Annotated in this window: 20 protein-coding genes; 12 read left to right on the forward strand and 8 right to left on the reverse strand. The window is 73.7% G+C overall.

Translation table 11 applies throughout. From position 1 onward, the window contains the following. The first annotated feature begins 53 nt into the window (after positions 1 to 53). The gene (gene paaN / locus ACYVI6_RS07205; RefSeq protein WP_460445719.1) at positions 54 to 1,802 is read left to right on the forward strand and encodes a phenylacetic acid degradation protein PaaN; all 1,749 of its coding nucleotides are present in this window, start codon (positions 54 to 56) and stop codon (positions 1,800 to 1,802) included. A 6-nt stretch (positions 1,803 to 1,808) separates the two neighbouring features. On the opposite strand, the gene ACYVI6_RS07210 is transcribed toward paaN, so the two are convergent. The 3 genes from ACYVI6_RS07210 to ACYVI6_RS07220 form a co-directional block, all read right to left on the reverse strand. After that, entirely contained in the window at positions 1,809 to 2,213 is a 405-nt protein-coding gene (locus tag ACYVI6_RS07210) for a YchJ family protein (RefSeq protein WP_460445720.1), read from the reverse strand. Then, entirely contained in the window at positions 2,200 to 2,601 is a 402-nt protein-coding gene (locus tag ACYVI6_RS07215) for a phage holin family protein (RefSeq protein ID WP_460445721.1), read from the reverse strand. Before ACYVI6_RS07215 ends, ACYVI6_RS07210 begins: the two co-directional genes overlap by 14 nt. Positions 2,602 to 2,685: 84 nt before the next feature. Continuing rightward, positions 2,686 to 5,094 (reverse strand): immune inhibitor A domain-containing protein, encoded by a 2,409-nt coding sequence (locus tag ACYVI6_RS07220; protein ID WP_460445722.1) that lies wholly within the window; start codon positions 5,092 to 5,094, stop codon positions 2,686 to 2,688. Between the two features lie 284 nt (positions 5,095 to 5,378). Here ACYVI6_RS07220 and hisC point away from each other — a divergent pair, with 284 nt between their 5' ends. The 6 genes from hisC to ACYVI6_RS07250 all read left to right on the forward strand — a co-directional run bounded on the left by hisC (position 5,379) and on the right by ACYVI6_RS07250 (position 13,324). Beyond that, entirely contained in the window at positions 5,379 to 6,503 is a 1,125-nt protein-coding gene (hisC, locus tag ACYVI6_RS07225; RefSeq protein ID WP_460445723.1) for a histidinol-phosphate transaminase, read from the forward strand. Between the two features lie 254 nt (positions 6,504 to 6,757). Continuing rightward, on the forward strand, positions 6,758 to 8,389 hold the full coding sequence (locus ACYVI6_RS07230) for a hypothetical protein (protein WP_460445724.1): 1,632 nt from the start codon (positions 6,758 to 6,760) through the stop codon (positions 8,387 to 8,389). A 213-nt stretch (positions 8,390 to 8,602) separates the two neighbouring features. After that, positions 8,603 to 9,757, forward strand: coding sequence for a pyruvate dehydrogenase (acetyl-transferring) E1 component subunit alpha (pdhA, locus tag ACYVI6_RS07235; protein WP_460445725.1), 1,155 nt, complete (start codon positions 8,603 to 8,605; stop codon positions 9,755 to 9,757). Beyond that, on the forward strand, positions 9,757 to 10,740 hold the full coding sequence (locus ACYVI6_RS07240) for an alpha-ketoacid dehydrogenase subunit beta (protein ID WP_460445726.1): 984 nt from the start codon (positions 9,757 to 9,759) through the stop codon (positions 10,738 to 10,740). The genes pdhA and ACYVI6_RS07240 overlap by 1 nt, the downstream gene beginning before the upstream one ends. A gap of 16 nt (positions 10,741 to 10,756) precedes the next feature. After that, the gene (locus tag ACYVI6_RS07245) at positions 10,757 to 12,226 is read left to right on the forward strand and encodes a dihydrolipoamide acetyltransferase family protein (protein WP_460445727.1); all 1,470 of its coding nucleotides are present in this window, start codon (positions 10,757 to 10,759) and stop codon (positions 12,224 to 12,226) included. A 135-nt stretch (positions 12,227 to 12,361) separates the two neighbouring features. Further along, positions 12,362 to 13,324: an endonuclease domain-containing protein gene (locus ACYVI6_RS07250; RefSeq protein ID WP_460445728.1), complete on the forward strand. Its 963-nt coding sequence runs from the start codon at positions 12,362 to 12,364 to the stop codon at positions 13,322 to 13,324. Positions 13,325 to 13,336: 12 nt separating this feature from the next. Here ACYVI6_RS07250 and ACYVI6_RS07255 read toward each other — a convergent pair whose 3' ends face one another. Together ACYVI6_RS07255 and ACYVI6_RS07260 are read right to left on the reverse strand one after the other, a co-directional pair. Beyond that, positions 13,337 to 15,145: an MDR family MFS transporter gene (locus tag ACYVI6_RS07255; protein ID WP_460445729.1), complete on the reverse strand. Its 1,809-nt coding sequence runs from the start codon at positions 15,143 to 15,145 to the stop codon at positions 13,337 to 13,339. 47 nt (positions 15,146 to 15,192) lie between these two features. Further along, positions 15,193 to 15,699 (reverse strand): MarR family winged helix-turn-helix transcriptional regulator, encoded by a 507-nt coding sequence (locus ACYVI6_RS07260; protein WP_460445730.1) that lies wholly within the window; start codon positions 15,697 to 15,699, stop codon positions 15,193 to 15,195. A 187-nt stretch (positions 15,700 to 15,886) separates the two neighbouring features. On the opposite strand from ACYVI6_RS07260, the gene ACYVI6_RS07265 reads away from it, so the two are divergent. The 3 genes from ACYVI6_RS07265 to ACYVI6_RS07275 are packed head-to-tail and all read left to right on the forward strand — an operon-like array spanning position 15,887 to position 19,144. Then, positions 15,887 to 17,932, forward strand: a complete 2,046-nt coding sequence (locus tag ACYVI6_RS07265) for a cytochrome c oxidase assembly protein (protein WP_460445731.1) — start codon at positions 15,887 to 15,889, stop codon at positions 17,930 to 17,932. 58 nt (positions 17,933 to 17,990) lie between these two features. Beyond that, the gene (locus ACYVI6_RS07270) at positions 17,991 to 18,809 is read left to right on the forward strand and encodes a nitrilase-related carbon-nitrogen hydrolase (protein ID WP_460445732.1); all 819 of its coding nucleotides are present in this window, start codon (positions 17,991 to 17,993) and stop codon (positions 18,807 to 18,809) included. A 2-nt stretch (positions 18,810 to 18,811) separates the two neighbouring features. Beyond that, on the forward strand, positions 18,812 to 19,144 hold the full coding sequence (locus ACYVI6_RS07275) for a hypothetical protein (RefSeq protein WP_460445733.1): 333 nt from the start codon (positions 18,812 to 18,814) through the stop codon (positions 19,142 to 19,144). Here ACYVI6_RS07275 and ACYVI6_RS07280 read toward each other — a convergent pair. Continuing rightward, positions 19,079 to 20,206, reverse strand: coding sequence for an acyltransferase family protein (locus tag ACYVI6_RS07280; protein ID WP_460445734.1), 1,128 nt, complete (start codon positions 20,204 to 20,206; stop codon positions 19,079 to 19,081). The two genes, ACYVI6_RS07275 and ACYVI6_RS07280, sit on opposite strands and share 66 nt — an antisense overlap. Before the next feature lie 96 nt (positions 20,207 to 20,302). Between ACYVI6_RS07280 and ACYVI6_RS07285 the strand changes: the two genes are divergently transcribed. Then, the gene (locus ACYVI6_RS07285; protein WP_460445735.1) at positions 20,303 to 21,610 is read left to right on the forward strand and encodes a peptidoglycan DD-metalloendopeptidase family protein; all 1,308 of its coding nucleotides are present in this window, start codon (positions 20,303 to 20,305) and stop codon (positions 21,608 to 21,610) included. Positions 21,611 to 21,647: 37 nt separating this feature from the next. Continuing rightward, positions 21,648 to 23,297, forward strand: a complete 1,650-nt coding sequence (locus tag ACYVI6_RS07290) for a rhamnosyltransferase WsaF family glycosyltransferase (RefSeq protein WP_460445736.1) — start codon at positions 21,648 to 21,650, stop codon at positions 23,295 to 23,297. A 17-nt stretch (positions 23,298 to 23,314) separates the two neighbouring features. On the opposite strand, the gene ACYVI6_RS07295 is transcribed toward ACYVI6_RS07290, so the two are convergent. Both ACYVI6_RS07295 and ACYVI6_RS07300 read right to left on the reverse strand, forming a co-directional pair. Continuing rightward, positions 23,315 to 24,862: a glycosyltransferase gene (locus ACYVI6_RS07295; RefSeq protein ID WP_460445737.1), complete on the reverse strand. Its 1,548-nt coding sequence runs from the start codon at positions 24,860 to 24,862 to the stop codon at positions 23,315 to 23,317. Beyond that, the gene (locus tag ACYVI6_RS07300; protein ID WP_460445738.1) at positions 24,859 to 25,713 is read right to left on the reverse strand and encodes a class I SAM-dependent methyltransferase; all 855 of its coding nucleotides are present in this window, start codon (positions 25,711 to 25,713) and stop codon (positions 24,859 to 24,861) included. Before ACYVI6_RS07300 ends, ACYVI6_RS07295 begins: the two co-directional genes overlap by 4 nt. Between the last annotated feature and the right edge of the window lie 145 nt (positions 25,714 to 25,858).

Here is a 25,858-nt window from a genome sequence, read left to right on the forward strand (position 1 = left end):
GTGCCCTCCACGTCGCGGCCACCCTGCCCCGTCGCGAGGCATACCCTCGCACCATGAGCGCGACGACGACGTACGCCCCGGCCCCGCACCCCGTGCCCGACACCGCCCCGAGCGCGGCGAAGGCGCTCGTCGAGACCCACCGCGAGGCCCTGGAGGCCGCGCTGCAGGCCGTGGGCGACCGGTCGTACCACTCGCGCTACCCCGAGTCGCCGTCGCCGCGCGTGTACGGCGAGGGGGCCGCCGCCGCCGGCCAGCAGGCGTTCGAGGCGCACCTGACCCGGCGCTTCGAGGCGCTCGCCGACCAGCCCGCGACCGACGGCTGGGTGGGCGCCGAGGTGTCGCCGTTCGGCCCGCAGCTGCGCGTCGAGTACCCGCACCAGGACGTCGACCGGCTGCTGAGCGCGGTCACCGCGGGCCAGCGGGCGTGGCGCGACGCCGGCCCCGAGGTGCGCGCCGCCGTGTGCCTCGAGGCGGTCGACCGCATCCACGCCCGCTCGTTCGAGATCGCGCACTCGGTGATGCACACGGCGGGGCAACCGTTCGTCATGGCGTTCCAGGCGGCCGGGCCGCACGCGCAGGACCGCGCCCTCGAGGCGATCGCCTACGCCCTCTTCGAGCAGCGCCGGGTGCCGGCGTCCGTCGTGTGGGAGAAGCCCGCGAAGGGCGAGCCGCTGCGCATGCAGAAGGACTACCGCGTCGTGCCGCGCGGCGTCGCACTGGTGATCGGGTGCAACACGTTCCCGACGTGGAACAGCTACCCGGGGCTCTTCGCCTCGCTGGCCACCGGCAACGCCGTCGTCGTCAAGCCGCACCCGCGCGCCGTGCTGCCGCTGGCGATCAGCGTCGCTGCCATCCGAGAGACGTTGCGCGACAGCGGTTTCAGCCCCGACCTGGTGACGCTGGCCGCCGAGGCCGACGGCGAGGGCCTGGCGAAGACGCTCGCGCTCGCCTCGACGGTGCGGGTGATCGACTACACCGGTGGCCCGACGTTCGGCGCGTGGCTCGAGCGAGAGGCCGGCGGCGCCGGCAAGCAGGTGCACACGGAGAAGGCCGGCGTGAACACCGTCGTGATCGACTCGGTGCCCGACCTGCGCGGCGCCCTGGGCAACCTCGCGTTCTCGTTCTCGCTGTACAGCGGGCAGATGTGCACCACCCCGCAGAACGTCTACGTGCCGCGCGACGGCGTCGACACCGACGAGGGCCACCTGACCTTCGACGAGCTCGCCGACCGGCTCGGGCAGGCGGTGCAGCGGCTGACCGGCGACGACGCGAAGGCCGTCGAGGTGCTCGGTGCCACGGTGAACGACACCGTGCGCGCGGGGGCCGCCGGGCTGGCCGCGCTCGCCGACACCGCCGGCGGCCGCGTCGTGCTCGACTCGCGGCAGGTCGCGCACCCCACCTACCCCGACGCCGTCGTCCGCACGCCGGGCCTGGTGGCGGTCGACGTCGAGGCCGCGAAGGTCTACGAGCAGGAGTGCTTCGGGCCGGTCGTGCTGCTCGTCGCGACCGACTCCACCGAGCAGTCGCTGCGCCGGTTCACCGAGACGGTGCGCGAGCACGGCGCGATGACGGCGGCCGTCTACTCGACGTCCGAGCAGGTGATCGACGACGCGCGCGAGGCGGCCGCCGACGCCGGCGTGGCGCTGTCCGAGAACCTGAACGGCGCGGTGTTCGTCAACCAGACCGCGGCGTTCAGCGACCTGCACGGCACCGGCGCCAACCCCGCGGCGAACTCGGCGTACACCGACGGCGCGTTCGTGGCGAACCGCTTCCGCGTGGTCACCAGCCGTCGTCACGTCTGACGTCGGTCAGCCGGTGCGGCCGTCGACGTAGGACCAGCGGCCGTCGACCCGCGTGAACCGGCTGACCTCGTGCTGGACGCCGCGTGCCCGGTCGTGCACGTGGTGCGCCCGGAACTCGACGACCCCGTCGGTGTCGAGCAGCCCGCCACCGGACGTCGACACGATCTCGAGGAACCGCCAGCGCGTCCCGGTGTCGAGCTCGAGCGTCGCCGGCCGCGTGGAGGGGTGCCAGGTCGCGAGCAGGTACGCCGTGTCGCCCACCGCGAAGGCGCTGTAGCGCGAGCGCATCAGCTGCTCGGCCGTGCCCGCGTGCGTCGTGCCGTCGTGCAGCCGGCCGCAGCACGCGCCGTACGTCTCGCCCGACCCGCAGGGGCAGCGCGCCGCCGGGTCGCGCGGGTCAGTCGTCGTCACGGCCGTCGGGGAGCACCGCGTTCAGCACCATGCTGACCAGCGACACGATCACCGCGGCCAGCACCGCCGTCCACCAGAACCGGTCGATGGTGAACGTCAGCCGCGTCCGGTCGAGCAGCCAGGCCGCCAGCTCGAGCATCGCGGCGTTGACCACCACCGAGAACAGCCCGAGCGTCAGCACGTACAGCGGGAACGCGAGCGTCTTGACGATCGGCCGCACCACCGCGTCGACCAGCGCCAGCACCAGCCCGACGGCGAGGAACGTGAGCACCTCGTAGAGCGTGCTGCCCATGGCCCCCGGCGGCCCCTCGACGACGACGCCCGGGAGCAGCAGCGTCACCACCCAGACCGCGACGGCGCTCACCACGACCCGCACGAGGAAGCTCATGCCGGCCGATCCTGCCACGGGCGCCGAGACAGCGGAACGGGCCGGGAGGTCGCCCTCCCGGCCCGTTCGCGTGCTGCTGGTGGTTCAGCCCTTCGAGGGGGCCTTCGAGCCGATCTCGACCTTCAGCGAGGTCCCGGACTGCTCCAGGATCTTCATGGTCACACCGGCGTTGCGCACCTTCACGCTGCTCTGCGGCGTGACCGGCGACCAGTACGACTTGGTGTCGTCGAACGTGGTGGCCGGGCCCTCGCCGCGGATGTAGCTCGGCTTGCTGTTGACGTGCAGGCTCAGCGACTCGACCTTCCGCAGCGAGAAGGTGGCGTCGTAGACCTGCATGCGCGAGCGCCACGGCAGACCGTCGATGCGGTAGTTCGGCCGCGGGTGCGCGTCCACGGGGAGGATCAGGCCCTCACCGGGGTGCTGGCTGGTGTTGTTGTCGCTCCGCGAGGTGTCCCAGTAGGTCACGAGCAGACCCGGCTGGTACGCGAAGTGCTCGACGAAGTTCGGCTTCGTGTTGAGGAAGCCGAAGTTGTACGGACCCGACTGCAGGAACCGGTCGTACGACGTGTACACCCGGTTCGACGCGATGTAGTAGTTGTCGAAGTCCTGCGAGGTGGTCTGCCCGATGCGGCTGAAGCCACCGGCCGCGACCAGCGTCGTGTCGGCCGACTCCGCGCCGTCCGAGAGCAGCGTCGTGCCGCCCGCGGTCACCGCGATGTCGTCGGCGAAGAAGCCCGGCTGCGACTCGGCGTCCTCGTTGCCCTCCTGGGCGGGGTCGGTCGAGTAGCGGATGCGGAACTGCACCGTCTTGCCGGCGTACTTCGACAGGTCGAAGGTGGCCGGGGTCCAGGCGACCTGCTCGCCGTCGATGCCGTTGTTCTCGGCCGGCTTGGTGATGTTGCCCGCGACGGCCTCCCAGCCGGTGCCCGGGTCGACCTCGACGAACGCGTAGTCGCACGCGTCCTCGGCCTTCGGACCGCAGTCCTCGATGTTCCAGCGCGCCTTCATCGACAGCTGCGACGAGCCCGCGGGCAGCGCCACCGAGCCGGTGAGCGTGGAGGTGAGGTCGTTGCCGGTGCCGCTGTACCACTGGTACTGACCGGACGCCGGGGCGCCGCGGTCGGTCACGACCCGCTTCTTGGGCAGCGGGACGACGACGCCCTGGGCCTTGGGCGAGTTGTACTCGTGCGGGCCGAGGTCGAGCGTGCGCTCGGTGCCGGCGGGCACGATCTCGTAGTCGAACCAGCCGAGCTGCAGCTTGTCCCACGCACCGAGGTCGCCCGGCTTCTCGCCGAGGGCGTCGCCCTTGGCGCCGAGGCGGCTCTGCGCCATCAGGGTCCAGTACTCGACGCCGTTGTCGCCGCCGGCGGTGTCGTAGTGGTCCGGCAGGCCGAGGTCGTGGCCGAACTCGTGCGTGAAGACGCTGAGCCCGCCGTTCTCCGGCTGGATGGTGTAGTCGCCGACCCACAGGCCGGTGTCGGCGATCTGCGTGCCGCCGTTCAGGTTGCCGGCCGGGCCGGTGACGCCGGCCTGGTTGTAGTAGGCGAACCAGCGGTGGCTCCAGATCGCGTCCTCACCCTGCTGCGGGTCGCCGTCGGCCTGGTCGCCGCCGGCGTGCACGATCTGGAAGTGGTCGATGTAGCCGTCGGGCTCGTTGAAGTTGCCGTCGCCGTCGTAGTCGTTGCGGTCCCACTTGTCGAACGACTTGAGGTTCTTGACGATCGCGGCCTCGGTGACGCCCTTGGCGCGCTGGTCGGCGACCCACTGGTTCACGGCGTCGCTGACGAGGGCCCAGGTGTTCGAGCAGACGTTGGTGGCGCAGGGGTAGCCGTCGCTGCGGCCGTACCGCGCCTCGTTGTACTTGACCTTCACCCAGTCGGTGACCTGGCCCTCGACGGTGTAGCGGCCGGACGACTGCTTCTTGTAGTACGACGCGACCGAGTTCTCGCTCTTGCCGAAGTACAGGTCCTGGTAGTGCTTGCGGTTGTAGTCCGCCTGCCACACCGTGCTGTTGTCCTGCGCGTCCGGCTCCGGGATCGCGTTGTGCAGCGGGCCCTGGAACGTCGTGGGGCCCTCGATGTCGGGGTCGGTGTCCTGGTCGGGGTAGTTCGGGTTGCGCTCGTTCCCGAACTCGGCGAGGACGACGAAGATCCGGTCGGTCTGCTGGCGCCGCAGCTCGACGTACTGGTCCTTCACGGGAGCGGCGGCGGCCTTGGCGCGCGCGGAGGCGCCGGCCTTGGTGGCGGTGGCCGCCTTGCCGAGCTTGACGACGGTGCTGCCGTTCTTGGTGACCGGCTTCGCCTTGCCGGCGATGACCTCCTGGAGGGCCTCCTGCCGCAGCGCGCGGCGCTTGCTCTCGGCGGGGTTGGTCAGCTCGTCGGAGGTGACGGCCTTCGACTTCTTGACGGTGGGCTGCTGCCCGACCGGGGCGGACGCGGCTGCGGGTGCCATGCCGTAGGCAGCACCCACGCCGGCCGCGAGCAGCACGCTCACGGCTCCCGCGGTGACTCGACGACGCAACGGATCTCTCCTTCGTGGGGACGAGGTGGAACCCGTTGCCACGACTGGGAGGAATCGCCCACATCGCCGACCCGGGACCTGGCCGAAACCTAGGTGATCCACAGGTGGCTCGGATAGACCTGCGCCGAAGATTCGACGGTCTCGTGACCGTTTCGTGTGCAGGAACGTCCGGCCGATCCACGCAGCGTCACAGGACGTCCACGCTGCGATGCCGGATCCACATGCTGGTGGCACGACCCGCAACTACAGTGGCGCCCGTGAGCGCTGCAGACGACGCCCCGGTCCCAGCTGTCCGCATCCGCGACTCGGTCGAGGCCATCGGCGCCTACGTCGCCGGCCGGCCGGCCGCCCCGCGCACCGACGTCACGACGTACAAGCTGTCGTCGAACGAGAACCCCTACCCACCGCTGCCCAGCGTGCAGCGGGTGGTCGAGCAGGCGGCCGAGGCCATCAACCGCTACCCCGACGCCACGGCGACCGCGGTGGTCGAGGCGCTGGCCGCGCACCTGGGCGTGCCCGCCGACCACGTCGCCACGGGCACCGGCAGCGTCGGCGTGCTCGGTCAGGTCGTGACCGCGACCTGCGACGCCGGCGACGAGGTCGTCTTCGCCTGGCGGTCGTTCGAGGCGTATCCGCTCGTGGTGCAGCTGGCCGGCGCCGTCCCCGTCCCGGTGCCCCTCGGCCCGGGCGCCCGGCACGACCTCGACGCCATGGCCGCCGCGATCACCGACCGCACCCGCCTGGTGCTGGTCTGCACCCCGAACAACCCCACCGGGCCGGTCGTGCACGCCGACGAGCTCGAGCGGTTCCTCGACCGGGTGCCGCGCGACGTGCTCGTCGTGGTCGACGAGGCCTACACCGAGTTCGTCCGCGACCCCGAGGTGCCCGACGCCCTCGCGCTGGTGCGGGCGCGTCCGAACGTCGCCGTGCTGCGCACCTTCTCCAAGGCCTACGGCCTGGCCGGGTTGCGCGTCGGCTATGCAGTGGCCCAGCCGCCCGTCGCCACGGCGCTGCGCAAGACGGCGCTGCCGTTCGCGGTGAACTCGCTCGCGCAGGCCGCCGCCGTGGCGTCCCTCGCCGCCGGCGACGAGCTGGCCGAGCGGGTGGAGGTGCTGGTCGCCGAGCGCGAGCGGGTCGTCGCCGCGCTGCGCGAGCAGGGGTGGGACCTGTCCGACACCCAGGCCAACTTCGTGTGGTTCGGCGTGGGGGAGCAGACGCAGGCGCTGGCGCAGGCGTTCGACGCCGCCGGGCTCGGCGTGCGGCCCTACGGCACGGACGGCGTCCGGGTGACGATCGGCGAGATCGAGGCGAACGACCGGCTGCTCGAGGTCGCCGCAGCGTTCCGCGCCGGGCAGACCGGTGGGACGCCGCCGGCGGGGTGACCGCTGCGCCGGGCGGGTGAAGCACGGGCGGTACCCGTGCTGACCAGGGCTGACTAGTCCGATCAGGCGGTGGTGCCGAGCGTGACGACCGCCTACGCTCAGAGAGCACTAGGTAACTCAACGCAAACAGGTGAATCCGCACGGTAGTGGTTGCATCGATTTGCTCAAGGACCGAGCGAGCAGCACCGAAGCAGGACACCATGGAACGGTCCGACCACGGACCGGGGCCGACAGGTAGGGACGAGGTGACGACGATGACGCGCGAGCCGAAGGTGCTGCGGGTCCGCACCACCGTGCCCGCCGCCGGCGTCGCAGCCTTCTCCTCCGTCGTCCTCGCCGGCGTGGCCGTCCTGGGCTTCGGGTCCGGCATCGGCGGCGGCGACGGCAGCGTCGACGTCACCTCCGAGCGCGTCTCGCCGCTCGGCACCATCGGCTCGCTGCCCGGCACGCTCGCGGCGTCGCCGTCCGCCGACGCCACGTCGCCGTCGTCCACCACGACCGGCCGGGCGCCGTCCGGCACCGCCACCGGCGGCTCGCTGGGCACGACCGTGCTCGGTACCTCGGTCACCGGCGGGCAGCCGGGCTCGACCGCCGGCACGTCGGCCGGCCAGCCGGGTCAGCCGGGTCAGACCGGCGGCACGCCGCCGGTCGTCGGCTCGACCGGCACCGCCACCACGCCGGCCTCGCCCACCACGCGCCCCACCGGCACGCCGATCCCGAGCACCAGCACCACCGGCGGCCCCACCGTGCCGCCCACCAGCCCCCGACCGACGCGGCCGACGCCGACGAAGACGCAGTCGAACAGCCCGCTGAGCATCGAGCTCGACCCCCGGGTCGTCACGACCACCAGCAACATCGTCGCCTTCAGCGTGGCCTGCCGGCTCAGCGTGCAGCTCGACCTCGACGACGCAGCGACCCAGGCGCTCGAGGCCGGCGTGGCCGAGAACCTCCCCGGCTCGGTGCAGCGCGCCGTCGACGACGCGGCCGGGACCGCCCTCGTCGCCGTGCAGGAGCTCACCAGCGCCGACCCGGGCGCCACGCCCGAGCAGGTCGACGCCCTGTCGAAGCAGGTCTTCAACGACGAGCTGCCGGGCGAGCTGAACCCCCGCGTCGAGTCCGTCGTCAAGACGCAGGCCGTGGCGGTCACCGACGCGCCGGTCGAGATGGAGGTCATCCGCGACGCCATCAGCCCCGTCGGCGACACGGCCGTCGCCATCGTGGCCAGCTCGTCGACCGAGGCCGTGGTCGCCGCCGTCAACGACGAGATCGTGACCCCGACGCCGACGGACACCCCGACGCCGACGGACACCCCCGCGCCGACGGACACCCCGACGCCGACCGACACCCCCGCGCCGACCGACACCCCGTCGGCCACCGGCACCCCGACGCAGCCGACGGACGAGCCGACGAGCCCGTCGTCGACGACCACGACGCCGCCGGTCACCGAGACCTCGAACCCGACCACGAGCCCGACGTCGCCCGACGACACCCAGCCGAGCGGCCCGAGCAGCTCGCCCACCACCGCGCTGCCGGCTGAGCCGACGCCGTCCGCCGGTGCGTACGACGCGCCGTCCGCGGCGTCGTCGAGCACCCCCGTCGTGCCGGCCGCCTCGACCTCCACCTCGGCGGACGACGAGCAGGGCGACGACCGCCGCTCGTCGGGCACCGCCTGGACCGACCGGCTGGCCGACAACCGCCTGTCGCGGCCCACCACCGTCACCGAGGGCGCCGCCACCAGCACGGTGCGCCGCGCCGCCTCGGTCGACTCGGCCCACCGCGACGCCAAGCGCGCCGCCCGGCACGCCCGGCAGCACCAGCCCCGGCACGCCCAGGGCGACGTCGACACCGCGCCGCAGCAGCACCAGGGCCGGCACCGCGCCTCGTAGGGCCCGCACCAGGTTCGACCCCCGGCTCTGTGCGTCGGCCACGACACGTGCGCTCCGCACCGACCGGTACGTTGGTCCCGTGCACGCTCGTGACACCGACGCAGGCGCTCACGACGCACACCCGTCCGCCGGCCCACCCGTCGCGCGGACGGGCGACCCAGGGTCTCCGCGGACGGGCCACCCCCTGCTGCGGACCGACAGAGGAGAAGCTCCGTGACCGACAGCGCAGTCGGGCCGGGGGCAGGCGTCAGCACGATCGACGGCGGCCCCGACCTCGTCCAGCTGCTCACCCCCGCGGGTGAGCGCGTGCACCACCCCGAGCTCGACCGGTACGTCGAGCACCTGACCGACGACGAGCTGCGCGGCATCTACCGCGACCTCGTGCTGGTGCGCCGCGTCGACGCCGAGGCCACCGCCCTGCAGCGGCAGGGCGAGCTGGGCATCTGGGCGAGCCTGCTCGGGCAGGAGGCCGCGCAGGTCGGTTCCGGTCGGGCGATGGCCCCCCAGGACTACGCGTTCCCGACCTACCGCGAGCACGGGGTCGCCTGGTGCCGCGGGGTCGACCCGCTGAACCTGCTCGGGCTGTTCCGCGGCGTGAACCATGGCGGCTGGGACCCGAACGAGAAGAACTTCCACCTCTACACGATCGTCATCGGCGCGCAGACGCTGCACGCCACCGGCTACGCGATGGGGCTGCAGCGCGACCACGCGGTCGGCAGCGGCGAGCCCGACCGCGACGCCGCCGTCATCGCCTACTTCGGCGACGGCGCGACCGCGCAGGGCGACGTCAACGAGGCCTTCGTCTTCGCCAGCGTGCAGAACGCCCCCGTGGTCTTCTTCTGCCAGAACAACCAGTGGGCGATCAGCGAGCCCAACGACCGGCAGACCCGCATCCCGCTCTACCAGCGCGCTCGCGGCTTCGGGTTCCCCGGCATCCGCGTCGACGGCAACGACGTCCTCGCCGTGTACGCCGTCACCAAGGCCGCGCTCGAGGGCGCCCGCAGCGGCAACGGCCCGACGTTCATCGAGGCCTTCACCTACCGGATGGGTGCGCACACGACGTCCGACGACCCCACGCGCTACCGGGTCTCGGCCGAGGTCGAGGTCTGGAAGGAGCGCGACCCGATCGTGCGGCTGCGCGCGTTCCTCGAGTCGCGCGGGCTGATCGACACCGCCTTCCTCGAGGCGCTGCAGACCGAGAGCGACCAGCTGGCGGCGCACGTGCGCGAGGGCTGCCTCGCGCTGCCCGACCCCGAGCCGCTGTCGATGTTCGACCACGTCTACGTCGACGACCACCCGCTGGTCACCGAGGAGCGCGCGCAGTTCGCCAGCTACCTCGCGTCGTTCGAGACCGAGGGGAGCCGCTGATGTCGCAGATCACGCTGGCCAAGGGGATCAACACCGGGCTGCGGGCGGCCATGGAGGCCGACCCCAAGGTGCTGCTCATGGGCGAGGACATCGGCAAGCTCGGCGGCGTCTTCCGCGTCACCGACGGCCTGCAGAAGGACTTCGGCGAGGACCGCGTCATCGACGCACCGCTCGCCGAGTCGGGCATCATCGGCACCGCGATCGGCATGGCCCTGCGCGGCTACCGGCCGGTCTGCGAGATCCAGTTCGACGGCTTCGTCTACCCGGCGTTCGACCAGATCGTGTCGCAGCTGGCCAAGATGCGGGCCCGGTCGCTCGGCACCGTGAAGCTGCCCGTCGTCGTCCGCATCCCGGTCGGTGGCGGCATCGGCGCGGTCGAGCACCACAGCGAGTCGAACGAGGCGTACTTCGCGCACACCGCCGGCCTGCGGGTCGTCTGCTGCGCCGACCCCGTCGACGCGCACTTCATGATCCAGCAGGCCATCGCCAGCGACGACCCGGTGATCTTCTACGAGCCCAAGCGGCGCTACTGGGAGAAGGCCGAGCTGCCCGAGGGCCGCGGGCTGGCCGACGCGATGCCGCTGCACCAGGCACGCGTCGTCCGCGAGGGCGAGCACGTCACCGTCGCCGCCTACGGCCCGATGGTGAAGACCTGCCTCGAGGCCGCCACCGCCGCCGCCGAGGAGGGCCGCAGCCTCGAGGTCGTCGACCTGCGCAGCCTGTCGCCGCTCGACGTCGACACCCTGGCCGCGTCGGTCGAGAAGACCGGGCACCTCGTCGTCGTCCACGAGGCCACGACGTTCCTGGGCATGGGCGCCGAGATCGCCGCGCGCATCAGCGAGCGCTGCTTCTACAGCCTCGAGGCCCCCGTGCTGCGCGTCGGCGGGTTCAACCTGCCCTACCCGCCCAGCAAGCTCGAGGAGGAGTTCCTCCCCGACCTCGACCGCGTGCTCGACGCCGTCGACCGCTCGCTCGCCCACTGAGAGAGGCAGGGACCCCGTGGCATCACAGCAGTTCCGCCTGCCCGACGTGGGCGAGGGCCTCACCGAGGCCGAGATCGTGACCTGGAAGGTCAAGCCCGGCGACACCGTCGCCGTGAACGACATCGTGGTGGAGATCGAGACGGCCAAGTCGCTCGTCGAGCTGCCGGTGCCGTTCGCCGGCACCGTCGCCGAGCTGCTCGTGCCCGAGGGCCAGACGGTCGACGTCGGCACGCCGATCATCGCCGTCGAGACCGCAGGCGGTGCGCCGGCGGCCGAGCCCCCGGGCGCCGCTCCCGGCGCCACCGAGGTGGAGGTCGCCCCCGAGGAGGGTGCGATCGAGCCCGGCCTCATCGGCGGTCCCGCGCCGGGCGGCCGGACGTCGGTGCTGGTCGGCTACGGCCCGCGCACGACGTCGGCGGTCCGGCGTCCGCGGAAGGCCAGCGTCGACGCGCTCGCCGAGGAGGGCGTCAAGCCGCAGCGGCACGGCGGCTTCGAGGTCGGGCGCATGGCGTCGCAGGTGCTCGAGGAGGAGGCCGCGGCCCCGCACCCCGAGCCGCACCGGGCACCGCACCACGAGCTGCCCGGCGTGCACCTGCCCGAGCACGCCGACAGCGGCCCGGTGCGCACCAAGCCCCCGGTGCGCAAGCTCGCCAAGGACCTCGGCGTCGACCTGCGCCAGGTCACGCCGTCCGGCCCCGACGGCACGGTGACCCGCGACGACGTCCGCGCGTTCCTCGAGCCCCCGGCCCCGTCGTCCGCCCCCGCGCCGGTGGCCCGCGCCGCCGGCGGCGAGACGCGCGTGCCGGTCAAGGGCGTGCGCAAGATGACCGCCCAGGCGATGGTGGCCTCGGCGTTCACCGCCCCGCACGTCACCGAGTTCGTGCAGGTCGACGTCACCCGCACCACGAAGCTCGTCGAGCGGCTGCGCGCCGACCGCGAGTTCCGGGATGTCAAGGTGTCGCCGCTGCTGGTCGTCGTGAAGGCCGTGCTCCTCGCGGCCCGCCGGCACCCCGAGGTCAACGCGTCCTGGGACGAGCAGGCCCAGGAGATCGTGGTCAAGCACTCGGTGAACCTCGGCATCGCCGCCGCCACCCCGCGGGGCCTCGTCGTGCCGAACATCAAGGACGCGCAGGCGATGACCCTGCGCGAGCTGGCCGACGCGCTCGCCGCCCTCACCGCCACCGCGCGCGAGGGCCGCACCCAGCCGGCCGACATGGCCGGCGGCACCATGTCGATCACCAACGTCGGCGTCTTCGGCGTCGACACCGGCACCCCGATCCTCAACCCGGGCGAGGCCGTCATCCTCTGCGTCGGGCAGATCGCGCCGCGACCCTGGGTGCACAAGGGCAAGGTCAGGGTGCGACAGGTGACGACGCTCGGCCTGAGCTTCGACCACCGCCTCGTCGACGGCGACCTCGGCAGCCGGTTCCTCGCCGACGTCGCGACGGTCCTCGAGCACCCCGAGCAGGCCCTCGTCTGGGCCTGACCCCGCACCCAGGCTCCTGCCGAGATGCGAGTAGCGGTTCACTCCCGACCCGGGAAGTGAACCGCTACTCGCATCTCGGCGGGGGCCTGTGGACGACGAACCGGGGGTCCACGCCGTTTCGGCCAGGGTGTTCCGGTGCCCACGGCCCACGACGTTCCTCCCGAGCTGCTGGAGCGTCCGTTCACCGTCGCGGAGGCCGCGGCGCTGGGTGTCTCGCGGCAGGTGCTGCGTGGACGTCGGTTCCGCGCGCCGCACCGGGGCGTGCGGGTCGTGGCCGACCTGCCGGACTCGCTGCTGCTGCGATGCCGCGCCGCCGCGCTGGCCCTCCCACCGGACGCCGCCTTCAGCCACCACACCGGGGCCCGGCTGCGCGGGTGGCCGGTTCCGGGCCGGTGGTCGGACGGGGTCGACGTGGTGTCGCACCGGAGGGCGCCGCAGCTGGAGGGCATCCGCGTCGAGCACTCGCCGTGGCTGCACGGCGACGTGCAGCTGGTCGAGGGCCTGCGGGTGCTGGTGCCGGCGTGGCTGTGGCTCAGCCTGGCCGAGCGCCTGCCGCTCGACGACCTGGTCGTCGCTGCCGACGCCGCGTGGCGTCTGGGCGATCTCAGCCGCGAGGGGCTTCGCCCGCCGGTGGGTGTCGCCGTCGGACGTCGCTGGGTGACGCGCGCCCGGCAGGCGCTCGACCTCATGGAACCGGGGGTCGACTCGCCGATGGAGACGAGGCTGCGGCTGCTCGTGCTGCGCAGCGGTCTGCCGCGGCCGACGGTGCACGCTCCGGTGACCGTGCTCAGCGGGCAGGTGCTGCACCCTGACCTGGTCTTCGAGCGGCACCTGACCGTCGTGGAGTACGAGGGCGACCACCATCGCACCGACCGGAGCCAGTGGCAGCACGACCTCTGGCGCTATGCCGCCCTGGAGGCAGCGGGGTGGACGGTCGTGCGCTTCACGGCCGACGACGTCCTGCGTCACCCGCAGCGTGCGGTGTCGCACCTCCGCGGCGTCCTGGCCCGACGCCCCTCACACGCCGAGATGCGAGCAGTGGTTGCTCAGACGGACGTCTGGTCAACCACTACTCGCATCTCGGCGACAGAGGGCTGAGCGACTGCGGGGTCAGGCCTCGTGCTTGCCCTCGTAGACGGGGGCCTCGGCCGCGGCGCGCTCGAGCTGCTCGGGCGTCATCGGGGTCTCGTGCCGGCCGGCGGGGGCCTCGTGGGCTCCGCCGGGGGTCGACGCGAAGGTCGAGGTGCCGTCGGCGGCGGGGACGGCGACGGCGGCCGGCTGACGCTCGGCGTCACGAGCGTCCTGCGCCGACTTCTCGGCGGCGGCCCGGTCGGCGGAGGCGGCCTGCAGGCCGGACTCGCCACGCAGCTCGACCTGGGGGAGGAAGAGCACCACGACGATGCCGATCAGCACGACGGCCGCGGCGCAGAGGAACACGACGCTCATGGACTGGCTGAAGCCCACCTTGAACGGGTGCGCGAGCACCGCCGGCAGCCGGTCGAGACCGGAGGAGTCGTTGGTGAACCCGCCCTGCAGGCCCTTGAGCGTCTCGCCGTTGGCCGGGTCGGCCAGGGCCGAGCGGAACGCGGCGCTGGACTGCGCGTCGGTGAAGGCCGTCTGCACCTTGTCGCCGACGGTGCTGAACAGGATCGACAGGAAGATCGCGACGCCCAGGGTGCCGCCGATCTGCCGGAAGAACGTCGCGGACGCCGTGGCGACGCCGATGTCGCGCGGCGAGACCGCGTTCTGCAGCGCGAGCACGAGCGGCTGCATGCAGTTACCGAGCCCGAAGCCGAAGACGAGCATCGGGATCATGACGACCCAGGTCTTCGTGTCGGCGGTGACGCGGCTGAACGCGACGAGCGCGATGAACAGCAGGATGGTGCCGATCAGCGGGAACACCTTGTAGCGGCCGGTCCGCGAGATGAGCTGACCGGAGATGATCGAGGCGCTCATGATGCCGAGCGTCAGCGGCAGCAGCAGCAGGCCAGACTCGGTCGGCGAGGCGCCCTTGACGATCTGCAGGTACAGCGGCAGCACCGAGACGCCACCGAACAGGCCCATGCCGAGGACGACGTTGGCGATGGTGCTCACCGAGACCGTCCGGTCCTTGAAGAGGCGCAGCGGGATGAGGGCCTCGTCGCCCATGGCGCGCTCGGCCAGCAGGAACCCGATGACGCCGATGGCGCCGACGACGTAGCAGACGAGCGACTTGGTGTCGGCCCAGCCCCACTCGCGGCCCTGCTCGGCGACGGTCAGCAGCGGCACCAGGCCGACGACGAGCGCGACGGCACCCCAGTAGTCGATGCGGTGGTCGTGCTTGACGTGCGCGATGTTGAGGGTGCGGTTCACGACGAACAGCGCGGCGATGCCGATCGGCACGTTGACCAGGAAGACCCAGCGCCAGCCGGTGATGCCGAGGATCGAGTCGGCGCCGGCGAAGAAGCCGCCGATGACCGGGCCGAGCACGCTCGAGGTGCCGAACACCGCGAGGAAGTAGCCCTGGTACTTGGCGCGCTGCCGCGGCGGCACGATGTCGCCGATGATCGCGAGGGCCAGCGAGAACAGGCCGCCGGCGCCCAGACCCTGCAGGCCGCGGAAGGCGGCGAGCATGTACATGGACGTCGCGAACGCGGACGCGGCCGACCCGATGATGAAGATCGTGATGGCGAGGGTGAAGAACGGCTTGCGCCCGTAGATGTCGGACAGCTTGCCGTAGAGCGGCGTCGCGATCGTCGAGGTGATCAGGTAGGCCGTGGTCACCCACGCCTGCACCGACAACCCGTGCAGGTCGTCACCGATGGTGCGGATCGCCGTGCCGACGATCGTCTGGTCGAGGGCGGCGAGGAACATGCCCATCATCAGCCCGACCAGGATCGTCACGATCTGGCGGTGGCTGAGGCCGGCGTCGGCGTCCATGGCCGGTGGTCGTGAGGCCCTGCTGGTCCCTGCTGGTGCGTCGGTCGTCATCGGTTCTCCGTGAGGCTCTTGATCAGGACCGGCCGCAGCCGCTCCATGTCGTCGGTCAATCGGGTGAGCAGTCGGGTCAGGTCGCGGACGTCGTCGTCCGACCAGTCGTCGAGCAGCAGGTGGAACATCTCGTCGCGCTCGGCGCGCATCTGGTGGAACAGCTCGACGCCGGCGGGCGTCGGAGCCAGCAGCACGGCCCGCCGGTCGGCCGGGTCGGGCAGCCGCTCGACCAGGCCGAGGTCGACCAGGCTGGCGGTCTGCCGGCTGACGGTCGACGGGTCGGACACCACGGCCTCGGCCAGCGCGCTCGATCGCATGGCCCCGTGGCGGATGAGGTGGAAGAGCAGCACGTACGCCGAGTACTCGACGCCGTGCCGGCGACGCTGGCTGACGTGCGCCTTGATGCTGCCGAGCTGGCGCATCAGCCGGGTGATCTGGCCGACGACGCCCTCGTCCACGCCGTCGGGACCGCAGCGCGCGGCGTCCGGCTGGGTGGCGGTCATGGGTGTGCTCCCGGTGCGAGGTGGGGTGACGTGAGATGTCTCGGCACCGTCGCCGGGATACTTGCGTGCATCAAGCAAGTTGGATGGTGACGTATTCCCGCGGGGTCCGGCAACTCGGTTTCGTGCCGCCCCGGTCCGATCGGCCGACCGCAGGGGGACGTCGGTGCCGCGACGTACGCTGGACGACGTGACCCAGACCAGCGCGCGGCCCACCGCCTGGGCCGCCGCGCCCCGTCCGAGCGGCGCCGCGACCACCGTGACGGCGCTCGGGGTGCCGGGGCTGCTCGCCGTGGTCGTGGGCCTGCTGGCCACCGGTGCCTCGGCGGCGACGCTCGTGGCCGACCCCGGCGCGGTCACCCGGTGGGGCCAGCCACTGCTGCGCGTCGTGCAGGACGTCTCGGCGTCGCTCACCGTCGGCCTCCTCGTGGTCGCGGCGCTGCTGCTGCCGCCGTCCGGGTGGGGCACCCGGGCCCGGGGTGGTGCACCGCTCGGCGGCGTCGGGCTGCGGGCCACCCGGCTGGCCGGTGCCGCCGGCGGGGTCTGGGTGCTGGCCGGTGCCGTCGGGCTGCTGCTGACCTGGTCGCGGGTGTCGGGCTACGCGATCACCGACCCCGCCTTCGGGCAGGGCCTCAGCTACTACCTCACCCACCTCGACACCCTGCGCTCGCTGGTGGTGGCCGTGCTGCTCGCGGCGGTCGTGGCCACCGGTGCCACCGTCGCCACCCGGCAGGTCACGGTCGGCTGGATGGCGCTGCTCTCGGTCGTCGCGCTGCTGCCGGTCGCGCTCACCGGGCACGCGGCGGGGGCGACCGACCACGAGCTGGCCGTCGACAGCCTGGCGTTCCACCTGGTCGGCGTCACCGTCTGGGTCGGCGGCCTGGCCGCGCTGCTGCTGCTGCGGCGCGACCTGGGCGACCGCCTGGCCGTGACGGCGTCGCGCTACTCGGGTCTGGCGCTCGCCGGGTTCGTGCTGGTCGGTGCGTCGGGCGTGGTCAACGCGGCGCTGCGGCTCGGCGGCCTCGACGGTCTCGCGAGCTCCTACGGCGCGCTGGTGGTCGCCAAGACCGTCGCGCTGGTGCTGCTCGGCCTCGCCGGATGGCGGCACCGCAGCCGGCTGCTCGGCCGGCTCGGCTCGGGCGGCGACGCTGCCGCCGGGGCGTTCCGCCGGCTGGCCGTCGGCGAGCTCGTCGTGATGGGGGTCGCCACCGGGCTCGCGGTGGCGCTGTCGCTCTCCGCCCCGCCGGCGGGCGAGGGCACCGGCCCGGAGGCGGACGCCGCCTTCGCGATCACCGGCTACTCGATGCCCGCGCCGCTGACGGCCGCGCGCTTCGTCACCGCCTGGCGGCCAGACCTGCTGTGGTGCTCGATCGCCGCCGTGCTGCTCACGACGTACCTCGTGGGCGCCGCGCGGATGCGCCGCCGCGGCGACGGCTGGCCCGTGGGCCGCACGGTGGCGTGGGTCGCCGGCTGCCTCGTGCTCGTCTACGCCACGAGCGGGGCGCCCGGCATCTACGGCCGCGTGCTGTTCAGCGCCCACATGCTCGGCCACATGACGATGTCGATGGTCGTGCCGCCGCTGCTCGTGCTCGGCGCCCCCGTCACCCTCGCGCTGCGGTCGCTGCAGCGGCGCACCGACGGCACGCTCGGGCCCCGCGAGTGGCTGCTCGAGATCGTGCACTCGCGGCTGCTGCGGGTGCTCGGCAACCCGCTCGTGGCCGCCGGCCTGTTCGCCGTGAGCCTCATCGCCTTCTACTACTCGCCGCTGTTCGGCCTCGCGCTGAAGACGCACACCGGCCACGTCCTGATGCACGTGCACTTCCTGCTCACCGGCTACCTCTTCGCCTCGGTGCTCATCGGCGTCGACCCCGGCCCGCCCCGCCCGGCGTACCCGCTGCGGCTGCTGCTGCTGTTCGCGACGATGGCGTTCCACGCGTTCTTCGGCGTCACGCTGATGCAGGGCAACCAGCTGCTCGCACCGGACGTGCTGGCGGCGCTCGGTCGCACCTGGGGCGTCTCGCCGCTGGCCGACCAGCAGCGCGGCGGCGCCGTGGCCTGGGGCGTGGGCGAGCTGCCGGTCATCGCGCTCGGCATGGGCCTCACCCTGGCGTGGGTGCGGTCGGACGACCGCGAGACCCGGCGCGGCGACCGGCGCGCCGACCGGGACGGCGACGCCGAGCTGGCGGCCTACAACGCGCACCTGGCGAAGCTGGCCGAGCGCGACGAGCGCCGCTGACCGCGAGCCCGGGCGGCCTGCGCCCTGACGGGGCCACGCTGCGTGGCACCCTGGTGCGGTGCGCGTCGCGGTGGTCCAGCTGTCGTACGACGACGACGAGAGCCCGCAGCAGCGGCGCGAGCGCGTCGCCGCGCTGGTGCGCGCCCAGGCGGGGCACGACCTGGTGCTGCTGCCCGAGCTGTGGCCGGCCGGCGGGTTCGCCTACCGCGACTGGGCCGACCGCGCCGAGCCGGTCGACGGCCCGACCCTGGAGGCGATGTCGGCCGCGGCCCGCGACGCCGGGGTGGTGCTGCACGCCGGGTCGGTCGTGGAGCGTGCTGCCGACGGTGCCGACCGGGGGCCGCAGGGTCGCGGCCTGTGGAACACCTCGTTGCTGCTCGGCCCCGACGGCGGCCTGCTGGCGACGTACCGCAAGGTGCACCGCTTCGGGTTCGGCTCCGGCGAGCCGGTGCTGCTCGAGGCGGGCGCGGACGTCGTGACGGTCGACGTCCCGCGGCCGGCGACTGGCGGCGCGCCCGTGCGGCTGGGCCTGACCACCTGCTACGACCTGCGGTTCCCCGAGCTCTACCGGCGGCTGCTCGACGACGGCGCCCGGGTGGTGCTCGTGCCGGCGGCCTGGCCGGCGGCGCGGGTCGCGCACTGGACGCTGCTCGGCCGGGCGCGCGCCGTCGAGGACCAGGTGTTCGTCGTGGCGGGCAACACCGCCGGCACGCACGCCGGGCACCGCATGGGCGGCCGCAGCCAGGTGGTCGGGCCGCTCGGCGAGGTGCTGGCCGAGGCGGGCGAGGGCGAGCAGGTGCTGTCGGTCGAGCTGGACGTCGACGGGCTGGCCGCCGTGCGCGCCGGCTTCCCCGTGCTCGCGGACCGGAGGCTCTGACCGTGTTCTACGCCGTGGTGCTGGCGATCGCGCTCGGCATGCTCGTCGCCTCGTACCGCCGCTCGGGCGGCGAGTGGACGCGCTACCTGACGGGCACCGGGGCACCCGTGGTGTGGGTGCTGCTCGGGGGCAGCTCGCTGCTCTGCCTGCTCGTCGACGTCGCCGGCGAGGGCTCGCTGGCGCAGTCGCTGTTCGTGGGCGGTCTGATCGGCACCGCCCTGGTGCAGGTGGTGCTGCTGCGCCAGGCTCCGGTGCGTGGCGCCGAGGGGTCAGCCGACGCCGCCCCGGCCCGCCCGGGGGCCACCGGTGACGGTGACGAGCACCGCTCGGCGTAGCCGGGGGCCGAGCGGGCGCTCGACGAACCGCTGCACCAACCAGGCCATGACGAGGGCGACCGCGACGGCCACGAGCGCCGTGACCACGCGGGGCAGGTGATCGTGCAGCCGCGAGATGACGAACAGGCCCCAGTAGTCGTGCAGCACGTAGAGCGGGTAGGTGAGCAGCCCGAAGGTGGTCAGCCAGCCCCAGCGCAGGTGCTGCAGCCGGGTGCCGGTGACCAGCGCGACCGCCGCGAAGGACGCGAGCACGACGGCAGCGATCACCAGGAGGCTCGGCACCGAGCCGGTGTTGCGCGCGGCGGCGTCCTCCGGACCGACGTCGACGGCCTTGGTCACCGCGAAGGCCACCTGCACGCCGACGAGCAGCACGAGCCCCGCCGTCCAGCCCTCGCGGTGCGCGACGTACAGCAGCATGCCCGCGGCGAAGAAGGGCGCGTAGTCCGCGACCAGCAGGTTCGCGACGAACGGGCTCGTGCCCTGGGCGACGGCGGCCACGAGCGGCCAGAGCGCGGCGACGGCGAGCACCCGGCCACGGGTGATGCCGATCGCGAGGAACACCCCGATCAGCAGGTAGAACCGCAGCTCGGCCCAGAGCGTCCAGTACGCGCCGTCGACGTGCTCGACGCCGAACGCCTGCTGCCCCATGGTCAGGTTGGCCACCACCGACAGCGCATCGATGTGCTTCAGCTCGTGGCCGGTCACGAGCAGCAGGGCGCCGGTGAGCAGCACGCCGGCCCAGTAGGCCGGGAAGAGCCGGCCGACGCGCGAGGCCGCGAAGTGCGGGACGTCGCGGCCCCAGGCGGTCATCAGGATCACGAAGCCGCTGATGAAGAAGAACAGCGGGACACCCAGGAAGCCGTAGCGGGTGACGGCGCTGAGCGGCCCGAACGGCGTGGGGTCGGTGGTGCCCCAGTGCGTCGAGCGGATGCCGGTGAAGTGGTACAGCACGACGGCGAGGGCGGCCACGAAACGCAGCCCGTCGAGCGCCGCCAGCCGAGGCGGCCGAACGCGGCGGGTGCCGTCGTCCAGCACCTCCGGCGACGGCGCGGTCGTGGTCACGGGGGCGAGGATAGCGACGGCTGGCGGCCGGGCACGCCCCGCTGGCGATCCGCCGACCCGCTCAAGTGGGCGGGGCGTGCTGCCGATGGAGCCCAGATGCGCCTGTCCCACCTCACCAGGACGTCTCTCGTGCTCGCCGCCGCGGTCTGCGTCGCCCTGTCGCCCGGGGCGCCGGCCTCCGCCGGCACCGGACCGGCACCCGCGACGACCGCGGTCGGTGCGGCAGCGGCCCCCGACCTCGCGCCGAGCGCCGAGCACCCGTACAGCGACCCGCACTGGTGGCCGCTGCGCCGCTCGACCGTCGTCACCTGCATCAAGACCAACTGCAGCTCGCGGGGTTCGGCGTACCACGGGTACTGGGCGCTGGACGCCGACGGCACCAAGGGCGACCCGATCTTCGCGGCCGGCGCGGGCGTCTTCCACGTCGGCAGCGTGGGGGCCGGCTGCCGCGCGAGCGACACCAGCGAGGACGACGGCACCTGGGCCTGGGTCGACCACGGCGCCGGCGTCGTCACCCGCTACCACCACCTGCTCGCGCTGACGGCGCGCGAAGGGGAGTACGTCACGCCGGCCACCCAGATCGCCACCATGGGCGTCAGCGGCACGGCCCCCTGCACGACCGCCTACCTGCACCTCGAGGTGCGCCACGGTGGCGTCAAGGGCACCCGGGTCGACCCGGGGCAGCTCACCGCCTGCGTCGCGGGCCGGGCGCGGCAGTGGCCGGCCGCCTGGGGGCTGAGCTCGTGGGACGCGCTGCGTCAGCACCAGGTCACCGGCGTCACGAGCAGCTCGTGCGTGACCCCGGGCTGGACGTCGACCCCCGCCCGGCCCGGCGGTGTGCGCGCCCTGCGCGGATCGGGGTCGGCGACCGTCACGTGGCCGAAGGCCCCGGCCGGCACCGACTCGGTGACCATCGCGACGTCGACGTACCACCCGAGCGTGCCCGAGTGGGGCGCGCCCACCTACCGCGTGCGCAGCGGCTCGGCGACCAGCTCGGCCTTCACCGGGCTGCAGAACGGCCGCAGCTACCGCTTCCGCATCTCGTTCCACAACGCCGAGGGCAGCAGCTCGAGCAGCGCCTGGGTCACCGTCGTGCCGGCCGCGAAGCCGTCGGTGCCGCGGTCGCCCCGGTGGCTGACCGCGACGATCCACCAGGTGCGCTTCGCCTGGTACAAGAGCACCGAGCACGGCACCCCCACGACGAGCTACACCGTGGGCCTGCGCAAGAAGCTGTCGAGCGGCTACGGGCCGTGGATGACGACGAAGGTGTCGCGCACGACGCTCAACAAGAACTTCACCGGTGTGCGGCGTGGCGCGACCTACCAGGTGCGGGTGCGCGCGAACAGCGCGGTCGGCGCCACGGCGTACACCGCGGCACGCAGCGTGCGGGTGCCGAAGGGCTGAGCCGCGCCCGGCCGGCCGGGGGCCCTAGCATCGGCCCATGACGCGCCGACTCGCACCCGTCGGCGTCGTCGCAGCGGCACTGCTCCTGCTCCTGCTGCTGCTCGTGCAGCTCGTCGGGGGCCGCGTCGTGCTGACGCTCCTGGTGCTGACGGTCGCGCTGCTGGCCGGGATCGGCGTCCTCGTCGTACGACTCGGCCGGCGCCAGCACGCCCAGACCGCCGGGCTGCAGGCGCTCGAGGTGGCGGTGGGACGGGTCGCCGACACGGCGGCGACGACGCTCGAGCGGCTCGACACGTTCGCTGCGGCCGAGGCCGAGCACGCCGAGCGCAGCGGCCGGCAGCACCGCACCATCGACCAGCGCGTCATGGAGCGGCACGCCGCCGCCGCCCGCACGGTCGACGCCCTCGCCGGCGTCGTCGAGCGGACGGCCGGACGGGTCGAGAGCCAGCAGCGGGAGCTCGGACAGGTGCGCGCCCAGCTGCAGCGGCTGCAGCCGCAGGCCGCCGCGCGACCCCGGCCGGCGCCCGACACGTCGGCGGTGCCCGGGGAGCGGCTGCTGCAGGGTCTGCACCCCGACCGACCGGTCCCGTCGGTCAACCTGGTGCTGCACGCGTTCGTCGCGTCGCAGGTGTTCGCCGGCGTGCGCACGGCCGTGCTGGCCGGTGTCGAGGCAGCCAGGCAGACCGGCCGGCCGCTGCGCCTGCTGGTGCTCGCCGACGCCGGTCCGCACCCCGAGCGCGCCACTGAGGAGCTGACCGCCTGGCTGCGCGCCTCGGGTGACGGCGACGTGGCCGAGCACGTGTCGGTCAGCACCCCCCAGACGGTCACGGCCGACGGCCACCACCCCGAGGACGTCTGGCTGGCGACCTACTGGACGACGGCCGTCGCACTGCAGCGGGCTGCCGAGGCAGGGGTCGTGGCGCGCGAGCAGGTCGTCTACCTGGTGCAGGACTGGGAACCCGGGTTCATGGCCTGGGGCACGGAGCACGCACTGGCCCGGCACACCTACCGCGCCGGGTTCGAGCTGCTGGTCAACTCGGCCCCGCTGGCCGAGTACCTGCGCCACCAGGCAGGTGTCGACGTCCCCGCCGACCAGGTGTTCGCGCCGGCGGTCGACCCGGCGCGGCTGCACGCCGCGGCCGCGGCCTGGCGGCCCGGCGACCCGGACCGTCCGCGGCTGCTCTGCTACCTGCGTCCGTCCAAGCCGCGCAACCTGGCGACCATGGCCCTCGACGCACTCCGGCTCTGGGGTGCGCAGCTGCCCGCCGGGGTCCACCCGGTGGTCACCCTCGCCGGCGAGCAGGTGCCGCCGGTCGACCTCGGGCCACGGATCGCCGTCACCCTGGCCGGCAAGACGGATCTCGACACCTACTACGCGGGGCTGTCCGAGACCGATGTCGGGCTGGCGCTCATGCACAGCCCGCACCCGAGCCACCTGCCGCTCGAGCTGCCGATGGCCGGGATCCCGACGGTGACGAACGCGCTCGACAGCGTGCGCCGGCCCTGGGTCGAGGGCCTGCGGGTCGCCGAGGCGAGCCCGCCGGCCCTGGCCCGGGCGCTCGGCGCGGCCCTCGACGACGCTCGCGGGCTCACGTCGCACCAGCCGCGACCGCTCCCCGCTGCGCTCGGCGGCAGCCTGCAGGACGCCGTCCGCGCGGTGCTGCGCAGGGTCGCTCGTCCGTCCTGACCCTGGGGCTCGTGGGCTCAGGCGCGGCGGCGCAGCGACCGGCCCAGGTCGCGCAGCCGCGCCGACCGGCCGGGCGGGGGCGGCGGGGGCGGCTCGATGCTCACCTGGGCGGCGCCCTCGGCGTCGGCGCCGCTGCGCACCACGCGCCCGTCCGGTCCGGTGGCGCGGCGCTCGGCACCCTCGGCCAGCGCCATCCGGCCGCTGCGCTGGTGCTCGCCGTCGGTCACGACGACGCGGAGGGCCGCGGTGCCCAGCGGCAGCTCCGCGAGGGGGACCCGGGCCTCGAACCGGCAGGTCTGCAGCGCCTCGGCACCGGCCGCGGGGCTCAGCACCGCGGGCACCGTGCGACCGGCTCCCCGCAGCCGCACCGAGACCGGCGCGCCGAGCAGGTGCAGCGCCGGCGCGCCGGCCAGGCGCACGGTGCCCCGCAGCACCAGGTCGGCCCCGTCGACGACGACCGCGTCGGCGGTCGCCCGCAGCCGGCCGAGCGACAGGGCGCGGTCCCACGGCGGGTCGACCTGCACGCGCAGCCGCACGGCGTCGGGCTCGCTCAGGTCGAGACCGGTCGCGCTGCCGGCGGGGTCGCGCAGCCCGGCCAGGTCGTCGGCGAGCACCGCGCGGTACGGCAGCGCGTGCACCGGCCCGTCGGTGAGGTCGACGACGAGCTCGGGGTCGACCGACGCGTACACGGCCCGGGCCCTGGTCAGCAGCTGCTGCGCCGCCTCGGCCGGCAGCGCCCAGGCCCGTGCCAGGAAGCCCTGGAAGCTGCGGACGAGGAACGCGTCCAGCAGCGCGACGCGCTCGGGCGGCAGCGTGGGACGCAGCGTCGCGAGCCGCTCGACCACCTGCAGGTGGTCCCAGGTGTTCTGCTCGCGCAGGAAGTGGTTGTCCATGATCGAGGTGCCGTCCCCCCGCCGCCGGTAGCCCTGCGCCACCTCGCGCAGCACCGCCAGCCGCGACGGCCCCAGCAGCGCGGGCACCGTGACCAGCGTGTCCTGGTGGTGGATGCCCTCACCGAAGCGCAGCCCGCGCTCGTGCAGGAGCTGCACCCGGAAGAGCTTGTCGCCGGGCGCGGGGTGGTGCACCAGGTCCGGGAAGTCGGTGATGTCGCCGGTGAGCACCGTGCCGTCGAGCGGCTCGAACAGGTGCGTCCACCGCCAGGTGCGCGGTCGCGGGATCTGGCGGGCGGCCGCGACCACCACGTCGGCACCGGTCCTGGTCGCCGCGGCCACCAGCGCCTCCATCGCGCCGGGCTCGAGCACGTCGTCGCCGTCGCAGAACAGCACGTACGGCGCGCGCACGTCGCGCAGGCCGCGGTTGCGCGCCGCACCCGGGCCCGGGCCCGCGTTCGGCTGCCGCACGAGCGACCACCCGGGACGTCCGTCGGCGAACGAGGCGGCGACCTGCGCGCTGCCGTCGACGCTGCCGTCGTCGACCAGCACCACCTGCAGCCGCTCGGCGACGGTCTGCCGCGCCAGGCTGGTCAGGCACTCGCCGAGGTGGTCGACGACGCCGTAGATCGGCACCACCACCGCAGCCAGCGGCTCACCGGCGGGCTCGGTCACGAGGCGTCGGGCGGCGTCGCGGGCTCCCACACCGGCACGTCCAGCGAACGCAGCTCGGCGTCTGCGAGCGTCACCAGCTCCTGGCGGCTCGGGTCGTCGGGGCCCAGCTCGGACCGCACGGTGAGGTTGACGAAGAACTCGTGCCCGATGGTGTCGTGCCAGTAGGCCTCGCGGACCTCGACGTACCCCAGGTCGGCCAGGTCGCGCAGCATCAGCCGCAGGTGGTGCGGGCTGAACACCCAGTGGTGCACGTCGACGTAGCCGTCGCCGAGGGCGCTGGCGGCGTGCCGCCGCACGTCCTGCGGCGAGTGCGCGAAGGTGTAGGCCCCCCGGTGCCGCGGTGCCCACGACGTCGTCCCGCGGTGCTTCACGGCGTTGATGGAGAACTCGGTGAGGGTGCCGACGGTGTGCACGGCCCGCGGGTGCAGCGCGGCGTCGACGACCGAGCCGAGCGACGACCGCTCGCGGAAGCGGTCGAAGCAGTAGCGGTGGTCGGGCACGACCAGGGCCAGCACGCCGCCGGGCCGCAGCAGCCGGGTGCACTCGTTCAGGAAGTCGATGAGCGAGGTCGTGTGCTCGATCACGTGCGACGCCAGCACGAGGTCGAAGCGGTCGTCGATGACGTCCGCCATCTTCGCGCCCGGCGGCAGGACGTAGTCGACGTCCTCGATGTCGTCCGGGGAGTAGTTCTCGTGGGCCTTGTACTTCTCGATGAGGCCGGCGCGGTCCAGGTAGTCGACGGTGCGACTGTCGTACCCGTCGCGCTTGCGCAGGATGCCGTTGTGCGCGGGCCCGATCTCCAGCGCGGACCCCGAGGGGTCGGCGGTGGCGAAGAGGTGCTGACGACGCACGTCGACGCGTGACACCCCCTCGGGGGCCGGCTGCGGACCGAGACCGGGACCGGCCGCCGCCGGTGCCACCGGTGCCGCCGGTGCCGCCGGTGCCGCCGGTGCCGCCGGTGCCGCCGGTGCCGCCGGTGCCGCCGGTGCCGCCGGT

Source organism: Angustibacter aerolatus, from assembly GCF_054776675.1.

Bases quoted from the DNA above. Each gene is read 5' to 3' on its own strand.
- paaN (WP_460445719.1), top strand. From the start codon at position 54: ATGAGCGCGACGACGACGTACGCCCCGGCCCCGCACCCCGTGCCCGAC.
- ACYVI6_RS07215 (WP_460445721.1), bottom strand. From the start codon at position 2,601: ATGAGCTTCCTCGTGCGGGTCGTGGTGAGCGCCGTCGCGGTCTGGGTG.
- ACYVI6_RS07230 (WP_460445724.1), top strand. From the start codon at position 6,758: ATGACGCGCGAGCCGAAGGTGCTGCGGGTCCGCACCACCGTGCCCGCC.
- ACYVI6_RS07240 (WP_460445726.1), top strand. From the start codon at position 9,757: ATGTCGCAGATCACGCTGGCCAAGGGGATCAACACCGGGCTGCGGGCG.
- ACYVI6_RS07255 (WP_460445729.1), bottom strand. From the start codon at position 15,145: ATGGACGCCGACGCCGGCCTCAGCCACCGCCAGATCGTGACGATCCTG.
- ACYVI6_RS07260 (WP_460445730.1), bottom strand. From the start codon at position 15,699: ATGACCGCCACCCAGCCGGACGCCGCGCGCTGCGGTCCCGACGGCGTG.
- ACYVI6_RS07285 (WP_460445735.1), top strand. From the start codon at position 20,303: ATGCGCCTGTCCCACCTCACCAGGACGTCTCTCGTGCTCGCCGCCGCG.
- ACYVI6_RS07290 (WP_460445736.1), top strand. From the start codon at position 21,648: ATGACGCGCCGACTCGCACCCGTCGGCGTCGTCGCAGCGGCACTGCTC.